The sequence below is a fragment of the Streptomyces cyaneofuscatus genome, assembly GCF_000718135.1.
GTDB classification, from domain to species: domain Bacteria; phylum Actinomycetota; class Actinomycetes; order Streptomycetales; family Streptomycetaceae; genus Streptomyces; species Streptomyces cyaneofuscatus.
In genome coordinates this window covers 774,784-792,758 of record NZ_JOEM01000001.1, presented here as the reverse complement: position 1 = coordinate 792,758, position 17,975 = coordinate 774,784, and the positions used below count along the sequence as shown (strand labels likewise).

Below are 17,975 nucleotides of genomic sequence, written 5' to 3'. Positions count from 1 at the left end.
GGCGTGGGGGTGGGGGTGGGGGAGGGCGGTGCGGCGGAGGGGGGCGGGGGCGGCGGGGCCGGGGCGACGGGGGTCTCGGCGTCGTCGTCACCGGTCCCGGTCGTGGGCCCCGCGTCGGCGGTGACGGACGGGTCCCCGTTCTGCCAGGGCCGGTCGACGAGGAGGGCCACCAGGGCCACGGCCGCCAGGACGAGCACGGCCAGGCCCGCCGTCCGGCGCCGGTTCCGGCGTCTTCGCCGCTCACGGGAGCGCTCACGGGACCGGGCGCGGCCTCGCGGTGCGCGGCCCGGACCGCCTGATGCCCCTGGGCGGTCCCCGGGGAGGGCGCGCAGCCGGAACGTCTCGGTGTCGCGGGCCGGTTCGTCGCGCGGCAGCGTGCCGAGGCCACGACGGCCCGTCATGAGGTCGCCCCGGGATGCGGCGACGGAGCGAACGGCTCGGTGGCGGACCGGGCCGGGTCGGGCGTGGCCGGAGGCGCGGCGGGCGAGGTGGGCCAGGGAGCGGCCGGGGGCGGGGACCAGAGAGGGGCGGTCGGTGTCGGCGTGGGCGGGGTGGCGGGTATCGGCATGCCGGTTACGGGCTCCGTCGGGTCGGGGGAGGGGGCGGGCGTGGGCCGGGTGATGGAAGGGCCCGGGGCAGGGGCGGCGGGTTCGGTGTCGGGTGTCTGCCGCAACAAGGGTCCCAGCAGGGCGAGGCCCAGCGTCACGGCGGTCACCGCGACGAAGGTGCCCGCCACCGCGAGCCCCCGGCTCCGGACCCGTCGCCGCTCCCCTTCCCGTACGGCGTCGGGCACCAGGTCGGGCAGCGGGGGCAGGGCGTCGGCGGTCCGGTGGAGCGCGTCCCGGAAGATCTCTTCCTCGGGTGAACCGGCGCGGGATTCAGGGGTCATGACCGGCCCTCAGCTTCCGGTGGAGTAGAGCCGGGCATCGCCCATGCGGGCGCGCAGCCGGACGAGTGAACGCGAACACTGGCTCTTCACCGTGGACTCGCTGCACCGCAGCAACGAGGCCACCGACTCCACGCTCAGATCGTCCCAGTACCGCAGGACGACCATCGCCCGTGCCCGGGGCGGGAGTTCGTCGAGCAGGGCGAGCAGCGTGACGCGGAGGTCGACACCCGACGCCGGATCGGCCTGCGGGCGGGGAGGGTTGGACCGGTGCGCGAGCAAGTCCCGTACGGAACGCCGCCGTTCCGCCACATACGTACGGACCAGGACGGTCTTGGCGTAGGCGTCGAGGTTGTCCGCCCGGCTCGCCCGGCGCCAGTGCTGGAACAGCTTGGCCAGGGTCGTCTGCGTCAGGTCCTTGGCCCCCTCCACGTTCCCGCAGAGCAGGTAGGCCGTCCGGTACAGCCGCCGCTGGCCGTCCCGCGCGTACGCCTCGAACGCGGCGACGCTCCCGCCGTCCGCCGCCCCCTCGGGCTCCGCCCCTGCCGCCATCCGCCCTCCCTCTCCTCGTTCCACCCCTTACAGAGTTCGCGGGTGCCGAAAAGGTTGAAGGCGGAAGGTGATCAGTTGCGGAGACCGGACGGCGGGACGGAACGTCTCATTCCTCGGTACGAATCTGGTGTCCCGCGGAGCGCCTGTGCTAGAACAACTGCCGTGACAGTCGATCGTTTTCTGGTGGAGTGCCTCCACATCGATCTCTGCCGCGTTTCCAGCGCTTCCTGTTGTTGAAGCCCTGCCGCGGCATCCTCAGTGATGCCCTGACACGTTGACGCGCTGACGTCTTCGCGCTCGCTCTCCCCGTGTGCACACCCGTCGGCCGACTCTCGGCGGGCCCACCCTGCTTGCCTCCCGGCGGTCGTCCGCTCCCGGCTTGTCATCAAGCCCGGTGGCCTGCCCTGCCCCTGTCCCCGGAGCCCTCCATGACCACGCCCACTTCCGTACGGAAACGGGTCGCCGACGCCGCCGCCCCTGCCCCCGTGCCCGCCGGCCGCCGGCCGGAGCGCGGTGCGCGCCGGCGCCGCGTCGGGCTCCGCCTCGTCGCCCTCGCCGCCCTCCTCGCGCTCTGGCAGCTGGTGATCGTGCTCCAGCTCTGGTCACCGGTGCTGGTCCCCTCGCCCGCCGCCGTATGGCGGGCGCTGCTGGAGACCTCCGGTACGCACGACGGGGTGCGCGGCTACCAGGGCCACACCCTGATCGAGCACCTCGGCATCAGCCTGCGCCGCATCTTCATCGGGGCCGGTGCGGGCGTCGTCGCGGGACTCGTCGTCGGCGTCCTCATGGGGACGCTGCCGTGGGTACGGGTGGTGCTGGAGCCCGCCGTGGCCTTCCTGCGCACCCTGCCGCCGCTCGCCTACTTCAGCCTGCTGATCATCTGGTTCGGCATCGACGAGGCGCCCAAGCTCTGGCTGCTCGCCATCGCCGCGATGCCGCCGGTCGCCGTGGCCACCGCCTCCGCCGTGGCGTCCGCCCCGACCGCCCTGGTCGAGGCGGCCCGGGCGATCGGGGCCAGGCGCGGGCAGGTCGTCACGTCGGTCGTGCTGCCCTCCGCGCTGCCCGAGATCCTCGTCGGCGTCCGCCTCGCCTTCGGCATCGCGTACTCCTCGGTGGTCGCCGCCGAGACGGTCAACGGGCTGCCGGGCATCGGCGGCCTGATCCGGGACGCCCAGCGCTACAACCAGTCGGACACCGTCGTCCTCGGCCTCTTCGCCATCGGCATCTCCGGCCTGCTCATCGACGCCGGGCTGCGGGTGCTGTCGGACCGGCTCGCCCCGTGGCGACGCCACGCGTAGACCGCACCTCCACCACCCCCTGTTCGCATCCACCTCCGTACGAAGGAAACACACATGGCCGGAACACGCGGTTGGCTCCGCCTCTCCTCGATCGCCGCCGCTCTCGGAGCCCTGCTGGTGGTGACGGCCTGCGGTGAGGGCGGTTCCGGCGACGGGGGCAAGGACGGCGACAAGACGATACGCATCGCCTACCAGGCCTTTCCCAGCGGCGACCTGATCGTCAAGGAGAAGGGCTGGCTGGAGAAGGCGCTCCCCGGCTACAAGATCAAGTGGACCAAGTTCGACTCGGGCGCCAGCATCAACACCGCGTTCGTGGCCGGTTCCGTGGACCTCGCGGCCATCGGCTCCAGCCCGGTCGCCCGGGGTCTCTCCGAGCCGCTGAACATCCCGTACCAGGTCACCTGGGTGCTGGACGTGGCAGGGGAGAACGAGGCGCTGGTCGCCCGTAACGGCTCCAAGGTCTCCTCCGTGAAGGACCTTGAGGGCAAGAAGGTCGCCACCCCGTTCAGCTCCACCTCGCACTACAGCCTGCTCGCCGCCCTCGACCAGGCCGGGGTGGACGCCTCGAAGGTCCAGCTCCTCGACCTGGAACCGCAGGACATCCTGGCCGCCTGGACGCGCGGCGACATCGACGCCACGTACGTCTGGCTGCCGACCCTGGAGGAGCTGAAGAAGACCGGCAAGGTCCTCGTCTCCAGCCGCGAACTCGCCGCAGCCGGCAAGCCCACCCTCGACCTCGGGGTGGCCTCCACCAGCTTCCTCAAGGCCCACCCCGACGTGCTGCCCGCCTGGCGCAAGGCGCAGGCCCAGGCGCTCGACCTGATCCACGACGACCCCGACGCGGCCTCCGCAGCCGTCGGCAAGCAGCTCGGGATCAGCCCGGCCGAGGCCGGCGCCCAGCTCAAGCAGGGCATCTTCCTCAAGCCGGCCGAGCAGGCCGACGCCAAGTGGCTCGGGGCCCCCGGCAAGGTCGGCGGTCTCGCGGACAACCTGCACAGCGCGGCGCAGTTCCTCGTCGACCAGAAGCAGATCGACTCCGCGCCCGGCCTCGACAAGCTGCGGAAGTCCATCTACGTGGAGGGGCTCACCGATGCCGTCTCTCCCTGACACCGCGAAGGCCCCCGTGCCGGAGCAACGTAAGGGCGGCCCCGTCGTCTCCGTACGCGACGTCGAGCACACCTACGGAGGGCGAGGCCGGGGCGCCGAGAGCGTGACGGCTCTGGGCCCGGTCTCCCTGGAGATCCCGGCCGGGGAGTTCCTGGTCCTCGTCGGGCCCTCCGGCTGCGGCAAGAGCACCCTGCTCCGCCTCATCGCGGGCTTCGAGCGGGCCTCGTCCGGCGAGGTCGAGGTGTTCGGCGAGCGCCCCGAGCCCGGCAACCAGGCGGGCATCGTCTTCCAGCAGCCCCGCCTCTTCCCGTGGCGCACGGTCGGCGACAACGTCGGCCTGGCGCTGAAGTACGCGGGCGTGCCCCGGCCCGAACGGGCCGAGCGGACCGCCGAGTTGCTGGAGCGCGTCGGCCTCGCGGACACCGCGGGCCGCCGCATCTGGCAGATCTCCGGCGGCCAGCAGCAGCGGGTGGCCATCGCCCGCGCGCTGGCGGGCGGCAAGCGGCTGCTGCTGCTCGACGAACCGTTCGCCGCGCTCGACGCGCTGACCCGGGAGCGGCTCCAGGAGGACCTGCGCACGGTCTCCGCCGAGACGGGGACCACGTCGGTCTTCGTCACCCACAGCGTGGACGAGGCGGTCTTCCTCGGCACCCGCACGGTCGTGCTCAGCGCCCGGCCGGGCCGGGTGGCCCTGGACATCCCGATCGGGCTGCCGCGCACCGGCACGGGCCCCGACGAGCTGCGCGGGCTGCCGGAGTACGCCGCGCTGCGTGCCGAGATCGGTACGGCGGTACGCGACGCGGCCCGCTGAGCCCCTCCCGTACGACCGAGAAGCGAGGTAGAACCATGACCCTCACCACCCCGCACACCGCCCCCGCCCTGCGCGACCACCGCATCCCCGCCGACGGGCTGTACGAGGGCCCGCGCGAGCTGCGCCGGGTCCCGGAAGGGTGGACGGACCGGCCGTACGAGCTCTTCGAGCTGGTGCCGCGCGGCCGGGTGATCGGCGCCGAGATCCACGGCGTCGACCTGTCCCGGCCGCTCGGTCCCGCGCTGCGGGCCGAGCTGGACCGGGCGCTGCTGGAGTGGAAGGTGCTGTTCTTCCGGGAGCAGCACCTCACCTCGCTCCAGCAGCGCGCGTTCGCCGGGCACTGGGGCGAGCTGGAGACCAACCCGCTGCTCGCGACCGGCGACGACCCGGAGGTGGCCCGCCTGGACCGCTCGGCCGTCCCCACCTTCGAGAACGTCTGGCACGCCGACGTCACCTTCCGCGAGCGCCCGGCGCTCGGCGCGGTCCTCCAGCTGCGCGAGGTGCCGCCGGTGGGCGGGGACACGATGTGGGCGGACATGGCGGCGGCGTACGACAACCTGCCCGAGGAGGTGAAGGAGCGCATCGACGGGGCGCGGGCGGTGCACGACTTCATCCCCGGGTTCTCGCGCTTCTACCCGCCGGAGCGGCTGGCTCCGCACCAGGACCGGTTCCCGCCGGTCGAGCACCCGGTGGTGCGGCGCCACCCGGTCACCGGCCGCCGGACGATCTTCGTCAACGCCTCGTTCACGACCCGGATCGTCGGGTTCGCGCAGGAGGAGAGCGACCGGCTGCTGCGGTTGCTGTTCCAGCAGGCGCACGCGCCGGAGTTCCAGGTCCGGTACAGCTGGCGGGCGGGCGATGTCGCGTTCTGGGACAACCGGGCCACCCAGCACTACGCCGTCAACGACTACGCCCCGCACCGCCGGGTCGCCGAGCGGGTCGCGATCGCGGGGGACCGCCCCCACTGATCCGTACGGGCGGGCTGCTTGAATGGACGGGTGACCCGAGCCTCCCTGGACAAGCAGCCGCACGAAGTCGCCTCGATGTTCGACGGTGTGGCGGCCAACTACGACCTGACCAACGACGTGATCTCGCTGGGCCAGGCCCGGCAGTGGCGCAAGGCGGTCGCGGCGGCGGTCGACGCCCGCCCCGCGCAGAAGATCCTCGACCTGGCGGCGGGCACCGCGACCTCCTCGCAGCCCTTCGCCCAGGCCGGCGCCTACGTCGTGCCGTGCGACTTCTCGCTCGGCATGCTGGAGGTCGGCAAGCGGCGCCACCCGTGGATGCCGTTCACGGCCGGTGACGGGATGAGGCTGCCGTTCAAGGACGAGGTCTTCGACACCGTCACGATCTCCTTCGGGCTGCGCAACATCCACGACACCGAGACCGCGCTGCGCGAGCTGTACCGGGTGACGAAGCCGGGCGGCAAGGTCGTGATCTGCGAGTTCTCGCAGCCGACCTGGGCCCCGTTCCGCACGGTCTACACCGAGTACCTGATGCGCGCGCTGCCGCCCACCGCCCGGGCGGTCTCCTCCAACCCGGACGCGTACGTCTATCTCGCCGAGTCCATCCGCGCCTGGCCCGACCAGCCCGGCCTCGCCGCACTCCTTCAGAAGGCGGGCTGGTCGAAGGTGGCGTGGCGCAACCTCACCGGCGGTGTGGTGGCCCTGCACCGGGCCACCCGCGCCTGACCTTCGTACGAGGCCTCAGACGTACGAGGCCTCAGAGCTCCAGCCGGTAGCAGCGCGCCTCCTGTCCGGGGCGCGGGGTGGTGAAGGTCTCCGCGAGCCGCATCCCGAGCCGTTCCGCCACCGCGATGGACCGGGCGTTACGGGAGTCGATCATCGCGACGACGTCCGGCACCCCGGCCGCCCGCAGCCGCTCCAGCGTGGTGCGGGCGGCGGCGGTGGCGTACCCGCGCCCCCACGCCGAGCGCCCCAGCCGCCAGCCGATCTCGATGGCGCCGACCGGCCCGTAGTGGGTGTGCGGCCACGGCTGCGCCCCGGTGAAGCCGAGCACGGTGCCGTCCTCGTCGGTGACGGTCCACAGGCAGTAGCCGAGCTCCGCGTCATGGCGGCGCTGACGGGCGGTGAGTTCCTCGTACACGGAGAAGTCCGCTCTCCGGCCGCCGAAGAACTCCATCACCTCGGGGTCGTCGAAGATCCGGTGCCAGAAGAGCGCGTCCTCGTCGGTCGGGACGCGCAGACGTACCGCGGGGGCCGGGGCGGTGGGCGGAACAGGTGCTATCGACATGAGGGAGCCCTTCGGAGGGTTGTTCAGCAGGCCCCCATAGACTGCACGGGACATGTGCCGCGCGGCACGCGAATTCGAGTCTTCGGGAGATCCGACCGTGACCGAGCCCCTCTCCGAGCACAGCGCGGACGTGATCGTCGTCGGAGCGGGCCCAGCCGGCTCCACGACCGCGTACTACCTCGCCAAGGCCGGACTCGACGTCCTGCTGCTGGAAAAGACGGCGTTCCCCCGCGAGAAGGTCTGCGGCGACGGCCTCACGCCGCGCGCCACGAAACAGCTCGTCTCCATGGGGATCGACATCTCCGAGGAGGCCGGCTGGCTCCGCAACAAGGGCCTGCGCATCATCGGCGGCGGCGTCCGGCTCCAGCTGGACTGGCCGGATCTCGCCTCCTACCCGGACTACGGACTGGTCCGCAAGCGCGACGACTTCGACGAGCAGCTCGCCCGGCAGGCGCAGAAGGCCGGCGCCCGGCTGTACGAGCGCTGCAACGTGGGCGCCCCGATCCGCGACGAGCGCACCGGCCGCATCACCGGCGTCGAGGCGAGGGTCGGCGAGGAGAAGACCCCGCTCACCTTCCACGCCCCGCTCGTGGTCGCCGCCGACGGCAACTCCACCCGGCTCTCCCTGGCGATGGGTCTGCACCGCCGCGAGGACCGCCCGATGGGCGTCGCCGTCCGTACGTACTTCACCTCGCCCCGCCACGACGACGACTACCTGGAGTCCTGGCTGGAGCTGTGGGACCGCCGCGGCGCCGAGGACCGCCTGCTGCCCGGGTACGGCTGGATCTTCGGCATGGGCGACGGCACCTCCAACGTGGGCCTCGGCATCCTCAACTCCTCCTCCGCCTTCAAGGAGCTGGACTGGCGCGAGGTGCTCAAGGCCTGGTGCGCCTCGATGCCCGAGGAGTGGGGCTACACCCCGGAGAACATGACGATGCCCATCCGGGGCGCCGCCCTCCCCATGGCCTTCAACCGCCAGCCGCACTACACCAAGGGCCTCCTGCTCGTCGGCGACGCGGGCGGCATGGTCAACCCGTTCAACGGCGAAGGCATCGCGTACGCCATGGAGTCGGGCCAGATCGCGGCCGACGTCATCGTCCAGGCCCACGCCCGCGCCACCCCCGCCCAGCGCGAACTGGCCCTGAACAACTACCCGAAGGTGCTCAAGGAGACCTACGGCGGCTACTACACGATGGGCCGCGCCTTCGTGAAGCTGATCGGCAACCCGAAGGTCATGAAGGTCGCCACGCAACGCGGCCTGACCCACCCGCTGCTGATGAAGTTCACCCTCAAGATGCTCGCCAACCTGACCGACCCGCAGGGCGGCGACGCGATGGACCGCATCATCAACGGGCTGTCGAAGGTGGCCCCGAAGGCCTGAGACCCACGGCTCACAGCGCGGCGGCGGGCCCCTCGCCCGTCGCCGACCCCCGCGTGCGCTCGTAGTGGCGGGCCACCCGGGCCCGGTTGCCGCAGGACGGCCTGCACCACTCCTGGCGGCCGTGGCTCCTGATGAAGTACCGGACGCAGCGCGGCGCGTGGCAGGCCCGCAGCTGTTCGCGCTCCGGCCCGCTCAGGAAGTCCACGGCATCGCGCGCCAGCGCCGCGACCAGCCGTACGCGCGGGTCGTCCTCGGCCGACAACAGCCGGGCCGCGGGGGCCCCTTCGGCGGGCCACTCCAGCTGCGGGGCGACCAGCTCCCGGGCGGCGGCCGCATTGAGGCGGGCCAGGGCCTCGTCGGCCGGCATCAGGCGGTGGGCGTCCGCCGGGCTGGGCGGGGCCGGGCTGACCACCCGTGCGAACAGGGCCCGCACGGCCCGCCGTACGCCGACGATCCGGTCCCGGAGCTCCTCGTCGGCGACGAGCTCCCCGGTGCCCGGTAGCCCGGTCTGCTGCTGGATCCACCGCGTCGTCCCCCGGACCGTCTCCAGGTCGTCGGCGACGCCACCGTCCCCGTCGTGGTGGATGGTGCTCGCCAGTTCCATGACAGGCCGCTGTGCCACCGCCTCGCCCCCCTTCGCCGCCCCCGACTGGTCGTCGACGGCCTCTTGAACTCTGTCCGCTCCCCACTTTAGAGTCCTAACGGCAAAGTGAATCGATAGCATTAGGCACGGGGGGCGTTCCGACATGTTGCTCGCTCAGATCAGCGATCTGCACCTGGACGGCAGTGAACGCGCGACGCGCAGGGCGACCCGCGTCATGGAGTACCTGCGGGCCCTGCCCCGCCCGGTCGACGCCCTGCTGGTCACCGGAGACATCGCCGACCACGCGGCGGAGGCGGAGTACGAGGAGGCGGCCCGCATCCTGACCGCCCCCTTCCCCGTCCTGGCCTGCCCCGGCAACCACGACGCCCGCCCCGCCTACCGCAAGGCGTTCCTCGGCGAGCCCCCGGCCGCCACGCCCGTCAACCGGGTCCACCACATCGCCGGAACCGCGATCCTGATGTGCGACTCCACCATCCCCGGCCGCGACGAGGGCCGCCTCGACACCGAGACCCTCGCCTGGATCGACTCCACCCTCGGCGCGCTCCCGGACGGCGTCCCCGCGCTGATCGCCTTCCACCAGCCGCCCGTCGAGCTCCACCACCCGCTGCCCGACGCCGGGCGGCTGGAGGAGCCGGAGCGCCTCGCCGCCCTCCTGGACGCCCACCCGCGGGTCGTCGCCGTCCTCACCGGCCACGCCCACACCGCCGCCGCCTCCACCTTCGCCGGCCACCCGCTCATCGTCGGGCCCGCCGTGACGTGGACCCTGCGCATGCCCTGGGAGGGGGACCGGCCGGCCGACCGCGACCAGCCTCCGGGCCTCGCGTTCCACGTCCTGGGCGAGGACCGGCGCCTGACGACGCACTTCCGCGTGGTGCTCTGAGCCGCGGCCCGGACCGGGCCAGGGCATAATCCCCGACCCTCCACGTGATCGTGTGCGATGATTTGCGCGCCACCCCCGGTCATCGGCAGTCCCGGACCGGCTGGTGCCCGCCCTCGCCCTGAGCTGCGGCACGCGGCGCGTACGACGCTCTTCTCCGCCCCACGCGAACATCGAACGCACGCCGACGGGGTACGGGACAAGCCGATACAGCGCTGCTCGACCCAAGGACAGACAGCCATGACGACCGCCTCCCTGCCCCGGAACTCCTCCCGCCCGGAACCGGGCGCCGAGGACACCGCGCCGCCCCAGCACCACGGCCTCTTCCTGGAACCGCAGTTCGCCGCGGGCCTGACATCCCCGGACGAGGACGACGAGGAGCTGGACGCCGTGTACGACGCGCTGCCCGCACCCACCACCTCCGCGCGTGAGCCGGAGCGAACCGCGAACCGCCGCCAGCGCCGCCGCTGACCGTCCGGTAGCCTCGCCCCATGTCGAGCCCCGAGTCCGACAGACTCCGCCCACCGGTGCGCCGGTGGGCGAACTGCCGCTGAGCGTCGCCGGATGACCCCACGGGTCACCGGCCGCTCTCGCCACGGCACCGCCCCCGCCGGATCACCGCGGGGACGGGCCGTTCCCACCCCGCGTACGCGCTGACCCACCGCCGTACGCCGGGTTCGTGCCCCAGGCCGGAGAGAGACCGGCCCGGGCACTCCCTCGCGTCACCCCGCCGGTCCTCCGGCGGCCCCGCGCGGCCCGCATCCCCCGCACCTCGGTTCGTCTGTCCACCGACGGTTCCGTCCAAGGGGTCTGCACCCATGCCTTTCGCTGTCCACGTCCTCGGCCTCGCGGTCTTCGCCCAGGGCACCTCCGAGTTCATGCTCTCCGGGCTCGTCTCGTCCATCGCCGCCGACCTCGGCGTCTCCCTCGCCGCCGCCGGCCTCCTCACCTCCGCCTTCGCCGTCGGCATGGTCCTCGGCGCGCCCCTCATGGCCCTGGCCGGCCGCACCTGGCCCCGGCGGCGCGCCCTGCTGTTCTTCCTCGCGGTGTTCGTCGCCGTCCACATCGTGGGTGCGCTGACCCCGAGTTACGGAGTCCTCCTCGCCACCCGCTTCGTCGGGGCCCTCGCCAACGCGGGGTTCTGGGCGGTCGCCCTGACGGCGGCGGTCTCGATGGTTCCCGGCCACCTGAAGGGGCGGGCCACCGCCGTGGTGGTCGGCGGGGTGACGATCGCCTGCGTCGTCGGCGTACCGGCCGGAGCGGTGCTGGGGGAGCGGTGGGGGTGGCGGGCGGCGTTCTGGGCCGTCGCGCTGGTCTCGCTGCCGGCGTTCGCCGCGATCCTGCGGTCCGTTCCGGGCGGCGTACGGGGTGACGGGGAAGCCGCCCCCGTGCCCGTACGGGACGAACTCCGCGTCCTCACCGGCCCCCGCCTGCGCCCCACCCTGCTCACGATGGCCCTGGTCCAGGGCGCCACCTTCTGCGCGTTCTCCTACCTGGAACCGCTCCTCACCCGTACGACCGGCCTCGGCGCCGCCTGGGTGCCCGCCGCGCTCGCGCTCTTCGGGGCGGGGGCGTTCCTCGGCGTCACGGTGGCGGGGCGGTACGCCGACCGCCGGGCCACGGCCCTCGTCGCGTACGGTATGGCCGCCCTGGCCCTCGGCTGGAGCGCCCTGGCCCTGACCGCGGGCCGCCCGGTCGCCGTGCTCGTCCTGATCCCGCTGCTGGGCCTGCTTGCCTTCGGTACGGGCACGGCCCTGATCACCCGGCTCCTCGGGCAGGCCGCCGGAGCCCCGACGCTCGCCGGGGCCTCCGCCACGGCCGCGTTCAACCTGGGGGCGGCGGTGGGCCCGTGGGCGGGCGGCCTGGCCCTCGACGCGGGGCTCGGCCACCGGGCGCCGGTCTGGGTGAGCGCCGCGCTGATGGGGCTGGCCCTGGTCGTCGCGGGGGCGCGGCGGGCGGCCGTGGCGGTGTCCGGCGTACGGGTGACGGAGTGAATGGCGCGAATCGCCCTGTCCCCGACGGGGTGGGAACGGTGTGTTCCGGCCCCTGCCCGGACGGGGCGGGCCGGCCGCCGTCCCTGTACCGCAAGAGACCGGCCAAACATGTCTTTCCGCAGGTCAAACATGCCGCCACGGCTTTCCACCCGAGGGGGTGACACCGCGGGGTGCGGGGGCCTGTGACCGCCCGGACCGCCGCCATGATGTGCGGGTCCTCGCATCCCACCGCAGTCTCCGAGCCCGTGTCCGTCGGGCCGCTGCGGCCTGTGCGCGGACGGAGGAGCGACACCGTGTCCGGACAGCAGGACGAGAGCGCGGAGCAGGCCGTCGGCGCGTTCACGCTCGCGGGTTCACCGCAGGCCACGGCGGCGGCCGGGGCCGCGGCCCCGACCCCCGACGAGGAGTGGGACCTGCCGGGCGGCTTCGCCCGGGTCTACTACGCCGACAGCCGCCGGGGCCTCGTGCGGCCGGTGCTCCTGGCCGACGGCTTCAACCACGGCCGGAGCGATCTCGACGCGCTCTACCTCGGGCTGGAGGAGAGCTTCCCGCTCATCGGGTCCCTGAAGGAGCGGGGCCACGACGTCGTCCTGCTCGGCTACGACGACCGCGGCGCCTCGATCCTGGACAACGCGAGGACCGCGACCGCCGCGATCCTGCGCACCATCGCCACCCGGGTGGGCGACGAGCCCCTGGTGGTCGGCGGCTTCAGCATGGGCGGGATCGTCACCCGCTACGCGCTGGCGAAGATGGAGCACGACCGGATCGACCACCAGACCGCGCTCTACTTCTCCTACGACAGCCCGCACCGGGGTGCCGTGATCCCGATCGGGCTCCAGGCCTTCGCGCACTTCATCCCGGTCGCCAACAACTTCGCCAAGCAGATGAACAGTTCCGCCGCACGCCAGATGCTGTGGCGCCACTACGACAGCGAGACTGGCACCGTCGGGGTCGACCCGGAGCGCGAGAAGTTCCTGGAGGCACTGCGCGCGGTCGGCGGCTGGCCGCAGCGGCCCCGCACGATCGCCGTGGCCAACGGCCGGGGCGACGGCCAGGGGCCGCAGGTGCCGCCCGGTCAGACCGCGCTGGCGTCCACCGGCGACCGGGTTTACCCGGGCACGACCCTTCTGACCCAGGCCGAGGGGCACGAGGTCGTCGTCGCCGAGCTGAAGCGGCTCTTCCCGAAGGCCGGGAAGACGATCACGACGAGCGGGTTCCCGGCACTCGACGGCGCCCCGGGCGGCACGCTCGGCTCGTACCGGATCCTGGCGACCACGCTGGAGAAGTTCGGCGCGACGGTGGACCTGCGCCACCCGGACGTCTGCTTCGTCCCGACGGTGAGCGCGGTCGCGATCCGCGACCTCGACCGGCCGGAGGACCTGTACGCGGACGTCGACGGCCTGTCCCCGGAGGACGGCGAGGTGGACGAGTTCTTCTGTTCGTCGGAGACCACCGGGCACACGGCCATCACCGAGGAGCTGTGCACCTGGCTGCTGGACCGGCTGCCGCAGCGCTGACCACCGCGTCGGCGCGATGACCCGACCACGGCCGAGGGCCGCCACTCCCGAGCGGGGGAGTGGCGGCCCTCAGCCGTGCGCGATCCGGTGCCTCCGGACCGCTTGTGAATCAGAGAACGCGGACCGCGCCGGAGGGCCGGTCGTAGTCCATGGAGCGCTGCACCGTACCGGTGCTGGAGTTCTGCGCGCCGACGAACTGGCCGTCGCCCACGTAGATCGCGACGTGGTACGCGCTGCCCGCGCCGCCCCAGTACAGGATGTCGCCGGGCTGGAGGTTGTCCAGCGAGACCTGGGTGCCGGCGGTCGACTGGGACTGCGAGACGCGCGGGAGGTCGATGCCCACCGTGCGGTACGCGGCCTGGACCAGGCCGGAGCAGTCCCACGCGTTGGGGCCGGTGCCGCCGGACACGTACGCGTCGCCGACCTGGGCCTTGGCGAACGCGACGATGGCGGCGGCGGAGCCCGTGGCGTTCGACGAGGAGGACGGGGCGGACGAGGAGGCGGGCGCGGAGGCCGAGTTGCCCGAGGAGGAGCTGGAGGGGGCGCTGAGCGTCGTGCGCTCGGCGGTACGGGAGGCGCGCTCGGCACGCTCCTTCGCCTCCGCCTCGGCCCGGGCCTTGGCGGCGGCTTCGGCCTTCTTCTCGGCCTCGGCCTTACGGACGGCCTCGGCCTTGGCCTTCTTGGCCTTCTTCGCGGCGCTCTCGGCCGCGGCGTCCTCGCGGGCCTGCGTCTCCAGGTCCAGGGCGACCTGCTGCGTGGCCTGTGCGGAGGCGGCGACGGCGGTGGAGAGCCCGGAGGTGATGGTGGGCATCTCGATCGTCTGGGTCACCGGTTCGGCCTGGGCCGGACCCGCGGCACCCGCGACCGCGATGGTGCTGAGGACGCCACCGGCAACTCCGGCTCGCAGCGCCGACTTCGAGGCGCGCTGGCGGGGCTTCCGGTGGCTGGGTATGTGAGCGGTGTGGGACATGGGTACTAGCGCTATCAGGGCTGTAGGGGTCCCATCAAGAAACGTGTGTTGCGACACAGTTACGTTCGGAATCTGTGAATCCGCTTTCTCTGCGCCTTTATTGACGCCGTAACGGGCAAAACGGGCATGAGCGATCAGGGCCGTGATCACGGCCTTTCGGTAATACGCCCGAATTGCCCGCCGCTTACCATCCGTTCGCACCGATGGCCAAGCCCGGTTTTCCCGCGCGGCGGACCGAGTGGCGCAGGTCACAGTGTGGGGTTCCGGCGACAGGCGACCCTCGCGCACGCGACCGAGGGGTCGCTCGCGCGGGGGCCCGGGAAGTTCGTGAACGCGTGCACGCACCCTCTTCGGTCGACGCCGCCCCCCGTGCGGGTGCGGGGCGGGCGGCTCCCTTATCACCCTGTGGCCGCCCATTGCCAATTTGCTTGTAATGGCTGTCCATTGATAGCGCCGCACGTCTTTGACCAGCGGTAACACCGCTGAATGTCACGTCTCGTGATCACTTCGCCGCTTCGCGTACGAAGATCACCGCTCATACGACTTCATGATCCTTCGTCAGGTGGTGGAGATCACAAAGACGGTGGCGTACCCCGTGTCGCAGATCACAGGGCGACGGGCATAGGATGCGGGGCAGTCGGGCTTGTGAACTGCCTCACATGTGCACGATCTTGGTGAGGTGGCGAGCCGGTCGCCCGATGCGGTCCAACGGTCAAGGACGACTGGAAGGAGCGAGGAGCGTGAATGCCTACGCGCCCATCCTCGTGCTCGGCGCCCTGGGGGCAGGGTTTGCGATCTTCTCCGTGGTCATGGCCACGCTTATCGGCCCCAGGCGTTACAACCGGGCAAAGCTCGAAGCGTACGAGTGCGGTATCGAACCCACGCCGACACCGGCCGGAGGCGGCCGCTTCCCCATCAAGTACTACCTGACGGCGATGCTTTTCATCGTCTTCGACATCGAGATCGTCTTCCTCTATCCCTGGGCGGTCTCCTTCGACGCCCTGGGGATCTTCGGGCTCGTGGAGATGCTGCTCTTCGTGCTCACCGTCTTCGTCGCCTATGCGTATGTCTGGCGTCGCGGCGGCCTGGAATGGGACTGAGGGGCTGAGGGGCACACATGGGACTCGAAGAGAAGCTGCCTAGCGGCTTTGTGCTGACCACGGTCGAACAGGCCGCCGGCTGGGTGCGGAAGTCCTCCGTCTTCCCGGCCACGTTCGGCCTCGCCTGCTGCGCCATCGAGATGATGACGACCGGCGCGGGCCGCTACGACCTGGCCCGGTTCGGGATGGAGGTCTTCCGCGGATCGCCGCGCCAGGCGGACCTGATGATCGTCGCGGGACGGGTGAGCCAGAAGATGGCGCCCGTCCTGCGGCAGGTCTACGACCAGATGCCGAACCCCAAGTGGGTCATCTCCATGGGGGTTTGCGCATCATCGGGCGGAATGTTCAACAATTACGCCATTGTGCAGGGTGTTGATCACATTGTCCCGGTCGATATCTATTTGCCGGGATGCCCGCCGCGTCCCGAGATGCTGCTGGACGCCATCCTGAAGCTCCACCAGAAGATCCAGGACGGCAAGCTCGGGGTCAACGCGGAGGAAGCCGCCCGCGAGGCGGAGGAAGCGGCCCTCAAGGCGCTGCCCCTGATCGAGATGAAGGGGCTCCTGCGGTGAGCGACGACACCCACGGCGAGGGGCAGAACGGCAACTCCGTCCCCGCCCCGCGCGACACCGGCGGCGAGGTCATCCGCGTACGCAAGGGAATGTTCGGCGCCAACAACGGCGGCGACACCTCCGGCTACGGCGGCCTCATCCGCACCGTCACCCTGCCGGGGGCCTCGTCCCGGCCGTACGGCGGGTGGTTCGACGAGGTGGCCGACGAGCTCGAAGGGGCCCTGGAGGAGCAGGACCTGCTCCCCGAGAACGCCATCGAGCGCACCGTCGTCGACCGCGACGAGCTCACCTTCCACATCGCCCGCGAGCACCTGGTCCAGGTCGCCCGCACCCTGCGCGACGACCCCGCCCTGCGCTTCGAGCTCTGTACGGGCGTCAGCGGCGTCCACTTCCTCGGGGACAAGGGACGCGAGCTGCACGCCGTCTACCACCTGCGGTCCCTCACCCACGGCCGGATCATCCGGCTGGAGGTCTCCGCCCCGGACAGCGACCCGCACATCCCGTCCCTCGTCGAGGTCTATCCGACCAACGACTGGCACGAGCGCGAGGCGTACGACTTCTTCGGCCTCATCTTCGACGGGCACCCGGCCCTGACCCGGATCATGATGCCGGACGACTGGCAGGGCTTCCCGCAGCGCAAGGACTACCCGCTCGGCGGCATCGCCGTCGAGTACAAGGGCGCCCAGATCCCGGCTCCGGACCAGCGGAGGTCGTACTCCTGATGACCACTCCCCACGCAACACCCCGTGCCACGACCGAGGGGACTGTATATACAGTCACCGGCGGCGACTGGGACGAGGTCGTCGAATCCGCCGCCAAGTCCGACGACGAACGCATCATCGTCAACATGGGTCCCCAGCACCCGTCCACGCACGGCGTGCTGCGGCTGATCCTGGAGATCGACGGCGAGACCGTCACCGAGGCCCGCTGCGGCATCGGCTACCTCCACACCGGGATCGAGAAGAACCTCGAGTTCCGCAACTGGACCCAGGGCACCACCTTCGTCACGCGCATGGACTACCTGACGCCGTTCTTCAACGAGACGGCGTACTGCCTGGGCGTCGAGAAGCTCCTCGGCATCGAGGACCAGATTCCCGACCGGGCCACCATCCTGCGCGTGCTCCTGATGGAGCTCAACCGGATCTCCTCGCACCTGGTCTGCATCGCCACCGGCGGTATGGAGCTGGGCGCGACCACGATCATGATCTACGGCTTCCGCGACCGTGAACTGGTCCTCGACCTCTTCGAGCTGATCACCGGCCTCCGGATGAACCACGCGTTCGTCCGCCCCGGCGGCCTCGCCCAGGACCTGCCCCCGGGCGCGGTCGACGCGCTGCGCGAGTTCATCAGGACGATGAAGAAGAACCTGCCGGAGTACGACAAGCTCGCCACCGGCAACCCCATCTTCAAGGCCCGCATGAAGGACGTCGGCTACCTCGACCTCACCGGCTGCATGGCGCTCGGCGCCACCGGCCCGGTCCTGCGCTCCGCCGGTCTCCCGCACGACCTGCGCAAGAGCGACCCCTACTGCGGCTACGAGACCTACGACTTCGAGGTCCCGACCACCGACACCTGCGACTCCTACGGGCGCTTCCTGATCCGCATGGACGAGATGCGCGAGTCGCTCCGGATCATCGAGCAGTGCCTGGAGCGCCTGGAGCCGGGCCCGGTCATGGTCGCGGACAAGAAGATCGCCTGGCCCGCCCAGCTCGCCCTCGGCGCGGACGGACTCGGCAACTCGCTCGACCACATCAGGAACATCATGGGCACCTCCATGGAAGCCCTGATCCACCACTTCAAGCTGGTGACCGAAGGCTTCCGGGTCCCCGCCGGGCAGACGTACACCGCCGTCGAGTCCCCCAAGGGCGAACTCGGCGTCCACGTCGTCTCCGACGGCGGCACCCGCCCCTACCGGGTCCACTTCCGCGACCCGTCCTTCACCAATCTGCAAGCCATGGCGGCGATGTGCGAGGGCGGCCAGGTCGCCGACGTGATCGTCGCCGTCGCGTCCATCGACCCCGTGATGGGAGGCGTCGACCGGTGACCGCAAACC

At 71.8% G+C, this 17,975-nt stretch carries 19 protein-coding genes and 1 pseudogene; 14 read left to right on the top strand and 6 right to left on the bottom strand.

All coding sequences use genetic code 11. The features are described 5' to 3' along the window. From IF17_RS01000000136125 to IF17_RS0103845, 3 genes and pseudogenes are all read right to left on the bottom strand, one after another. Nucleotides 1-401: pseudogene (locus IF17_RS01000000136125) on the bottom strand (DUF3152 domain-containing protein); the annotation flags it as partial. Further along, on the bottom strand, nucleotides 398-889 hold the full coding sequence (locus IF17_RS1000000137040; RefSeq protein WP_051883860.1) for a hypothetical protein: 492 nt from the start codon (nucleotides 887-889) through the stop codon (nucleotides 398-400). The pseudogene IF17_RS01000000136125 and the gene IF17_RS1000000137040, both read right to left, overlap by 4 nt. Nucleotides 890-898: 9 nt before the next feature. Continuing rightward, entirely contained in the window at nucleotides 899-1,438 is a 540-nt protein-coding gene (locus IF17_RS0103845; RefSeq protein ID WP_030562108.1) for a SigE family RNA polymerase sigma factor, read from the bottom strand. Nucleotides 1,439-1,866: 428 nt separating this feature from the next. Between IF17_RS0103845 and IF17_RS0103840 the strand changes: the two genes are divergently transcribed. Genes IF17_RS0103840 through IF17_RS0103820 form a run of 5 tightly spaced genes read left to right on the top strand, consistent with a single transcriptional unit; the run spans nucleotide 1,867 to nucleotide 6,345 of the window. Then, entirely contained in the window at nucleotides 1,867-2,736 is an 870-nt protein-coding gene (locus IF17_RS0103840; RefSeq protein ID WP_030562105.1) for an ABC transporter permease, read from the top strand. A gap of 54 nt (nucleotides 2,737-2,790) precedes the next feature. Continuing rightward, a complete protein-coding gene (locus IF17_RS0103835; protein ID WP_030562103.1) occupies nucleotides 2,791-3,843 on the top strand; it encodes a taurine ABC transporter substrate-binding protein in 1,053 nt (350 codons plus the stop codon). Then, on the top strand, nucleotides 3,827-4,654 hold the full coding sequence (locus tag IF17_RS0103830; protein ID WP_030562101.1) for an ABC transporter ATP-binding protein: 828 nt from the start codon (nucleotides 3,827-3,829) through the stop codon (nucleotides 4,652-4,654). The genes IF17_RS0103835 and IF17_RS0103830 overlap by 17 nt, the downstream gene beginning before the upstream one ends. A 35-nt stretch (nucleotides 4,655-4,689) precedes the next feature. Continuing rightward, nucleotides 4,690-5,622 carry a TauD/TfdA dioxygenase family protein gene (locus tag IF17_RS0103825; protein WP_030562099.1) on the top strand — a complete coding sequence of 311 codons (933 nt, stop codon included), beginning with the start codon at nucleotides 4,690-4,692 and terminating at the stop codon, nucleotides 5,620-5,622. 30 nt (nucleotides 5,623-5,652) lie between these two features. Continuing rightward, the gene (locus tag IF17_RS0103820; protein ID WP_030562097.1) at nucleotides 5,653-6,345 is read left to right on the top strand and encodes a demethylmenaquinone methyltransferase; all 693 of its coding nucleotides are present in this window, start codon (nucleotides 5,653-5,655) and stop codon (nucleotides 6,343-6,345) included. Between the two features lie 31 nt (nucleotides 6,346-6,376). Here the strand turns inward: IF17_RS0103820 and IF17_RS0103815 are convergent, their stop codons facing one another. Then, nucleotides 6,377-6,907 (bottom strand): GNAT family N-acetyltransferase, encoded by a 531-nt coding sequence (locus IF17_RS0103815; RefSeq protein ID WP_030562095.1) that lies wholly within the window; start codon nucleotides 6,905-6,907, stop codon nucleotides 6,377-6,379. 97 nt (nucleotides 6,908-7,004) lie between these two features. Between IF17_RS0103815 and IF17_RS0103810 the strand changes: the two genes are divergently transcribed. After that, nucleotides 7,005-8,288 (top strand): geranylgeranyl reductase family protein, encoded by a 1,284-nt coding sequence (locus IF17_RS0103810; RefSeq protein WP_018510697.1) that lies wholly within the window; start codon nucleotides 7,005-7,007, stop codon nucleotides 8,286-8,288. Nucleotides 8,289-8,298: 10 nt separating this feature from the next. On the opposite strand, the gene IF17_RS0103805 is transcribed toward IF17_RS0103810, so the two are convergent. Continuing rightward, on the bottom strand, nucleotides 8,299-8,892 hold the full coding sequence (locus IF17_RS0103805; protein WP_209437744.1) for a CGNR zinc finger domain-containing protein: 594 nt from the start codon (nucleotides 8,890-8,892) through the stop codon (nucleotides 8,299-8,301). Nucleotides 8,893-9,034: 142 nt separating this feature from the next. On the opposite strand from IF17_RS0103805, the gene IF17_RS0103800 reads away from it, so the two are divergent. The 4 genes from IF17_RS0103800 (at nucleotide 9,035) to IF17_RS0103785 (ending at nucleotide 13,280) form a co-directional block, all read left to right on the top strand. Then, nucleotides 9,035-9,772, top strand: a complete 738-nt coding sequence (locus tag IF17_RS0103800; protein ID WP_030562091.1) for a metallophosphoesterase — start codon at nucleotides 9,035-9,037, stop codon at nucleotides 9,770-9,772. Nucleotides 9,773-10,009: 237 nt separating this feature from the next. Next, complete coding sequence (locus IF17_RS0103795) at nucleotides 10,010-10,240, top strand: hypothetical protein (RefSeq protein WP_030562089.1); 231 nt, start codon at nucleotides 10,010-10,012, stop codon at nucleotides 10,238-10,240. Between the two features lie 347 nt (nucleotides 10,241-10,587). Then, the gene (locus IF17_RS0103790; RefSeq protein ID WP_030562088.1) at nucleotides 10,588-11,763 is read left to right on the top strand and encodes a Cmx/CmrA family chloramphenicol efflux MFS transporter; all 1,176 of its coding nucleotides are present in this window, start codon (nucleotides 10,588-10,590) and stop codon (nucleotides 11,761-11,763) included. A gap of 293 nt (nucleotides 11,764-12,056) precedes the next feature. Next, nucleotides 12,057-13,280, top strand: a complete 1,224-nt coding sequence (locus IF17_RS0103785; RefSeq protein ID WP_030562086.1) for an esterase/lipase family protein — start codon at nucleotides 12,057-12,059, stop codon at nucleotides 13,278-13,280. 109 nt (nucleotides 13,281-13,389) lie between these two features. Here the strand turns inward: IF17_RS0103785 and IF17_RS0103780 are convergent, their stop codons facing one another. After that, complete coding sequence (locus IF17_RS0103780; protein WP_030562084.1) at nucleotides 13,390-14,250, bottom strand: C40 family peptidase; 861 nt, start codon at nucleotides 14,248-14,250, stop codon at nucleotides 13,390-13,392. A gap of 740 nt (nucleotides 14,251-14,990) precedes the next feature. Between IF17_RS0103780 and IF17_RS0103775 the strand changes: the two genes are divergently transcribed. The 4 genes from IF17_RS0103775 to IF17_RS0103760 are packed head-to-tail and all read left to right on the top strand — an operon-like array spanning nucleotide 14,991 to nucleotide 17,966. Next, nucleotides 14,991-15,350 (top strand): NADH-quinone oxidoreductase subunit A, encoded by a 360-nt coding sequence (locus IF17_RS0103775; protein ID WP_018490714.1) that lies wholly within the window; start codon nucleotides 14,991-14,993, stop codon nucleotides 15,348-15,350. A 17-nt stretch (nucleotides 15,351-15,367) separates the two neighbouring features. Next, entirely contained in the window at nucleotides 15,368-15,922 is a 555-nt protein-coding gene (locus tag IF17_RS0103770; RefSeq protein ID WP_018490715.1) for a NuoB/complex I 20 kDa subunit family protein, read from the top strand. Beyond that, on the top strand, nucleotides 15,919-16,644 hold the full coding sequence (locus IF17_RS0103765) for an NADH-quinone oxidoreductase subunit C (protein WP_030562082.1): 726 nt from the start codon (nucleotides 15,919-15,921) through the stop codon (nucleotides 16,642-16,644). Before IF17_RS0103770 ends, IF17_RS0103765 begins: the two co-directional genes overlap by 4 nt. After that, nucleotides 16,644-17,966: an NADH-quinone oxidoreductase subunit D gene (locus IF17_RS0103760; RefSeq protein ID WP_030562080.1), complete on the top strand. Its 1,323-nt coding sequence runs from the start codon at nucleotides 16,644-16,646 to the stop codon at nucleotides 17,964-17,966. Before IF17_RS0103765 ends, IF17_RS0103760 begins: the two co-directional genes overlap by 1 nt. The last annotated feature ends 9 nt before the right edge of the window (nucleotides 17,967-17,975 follow it).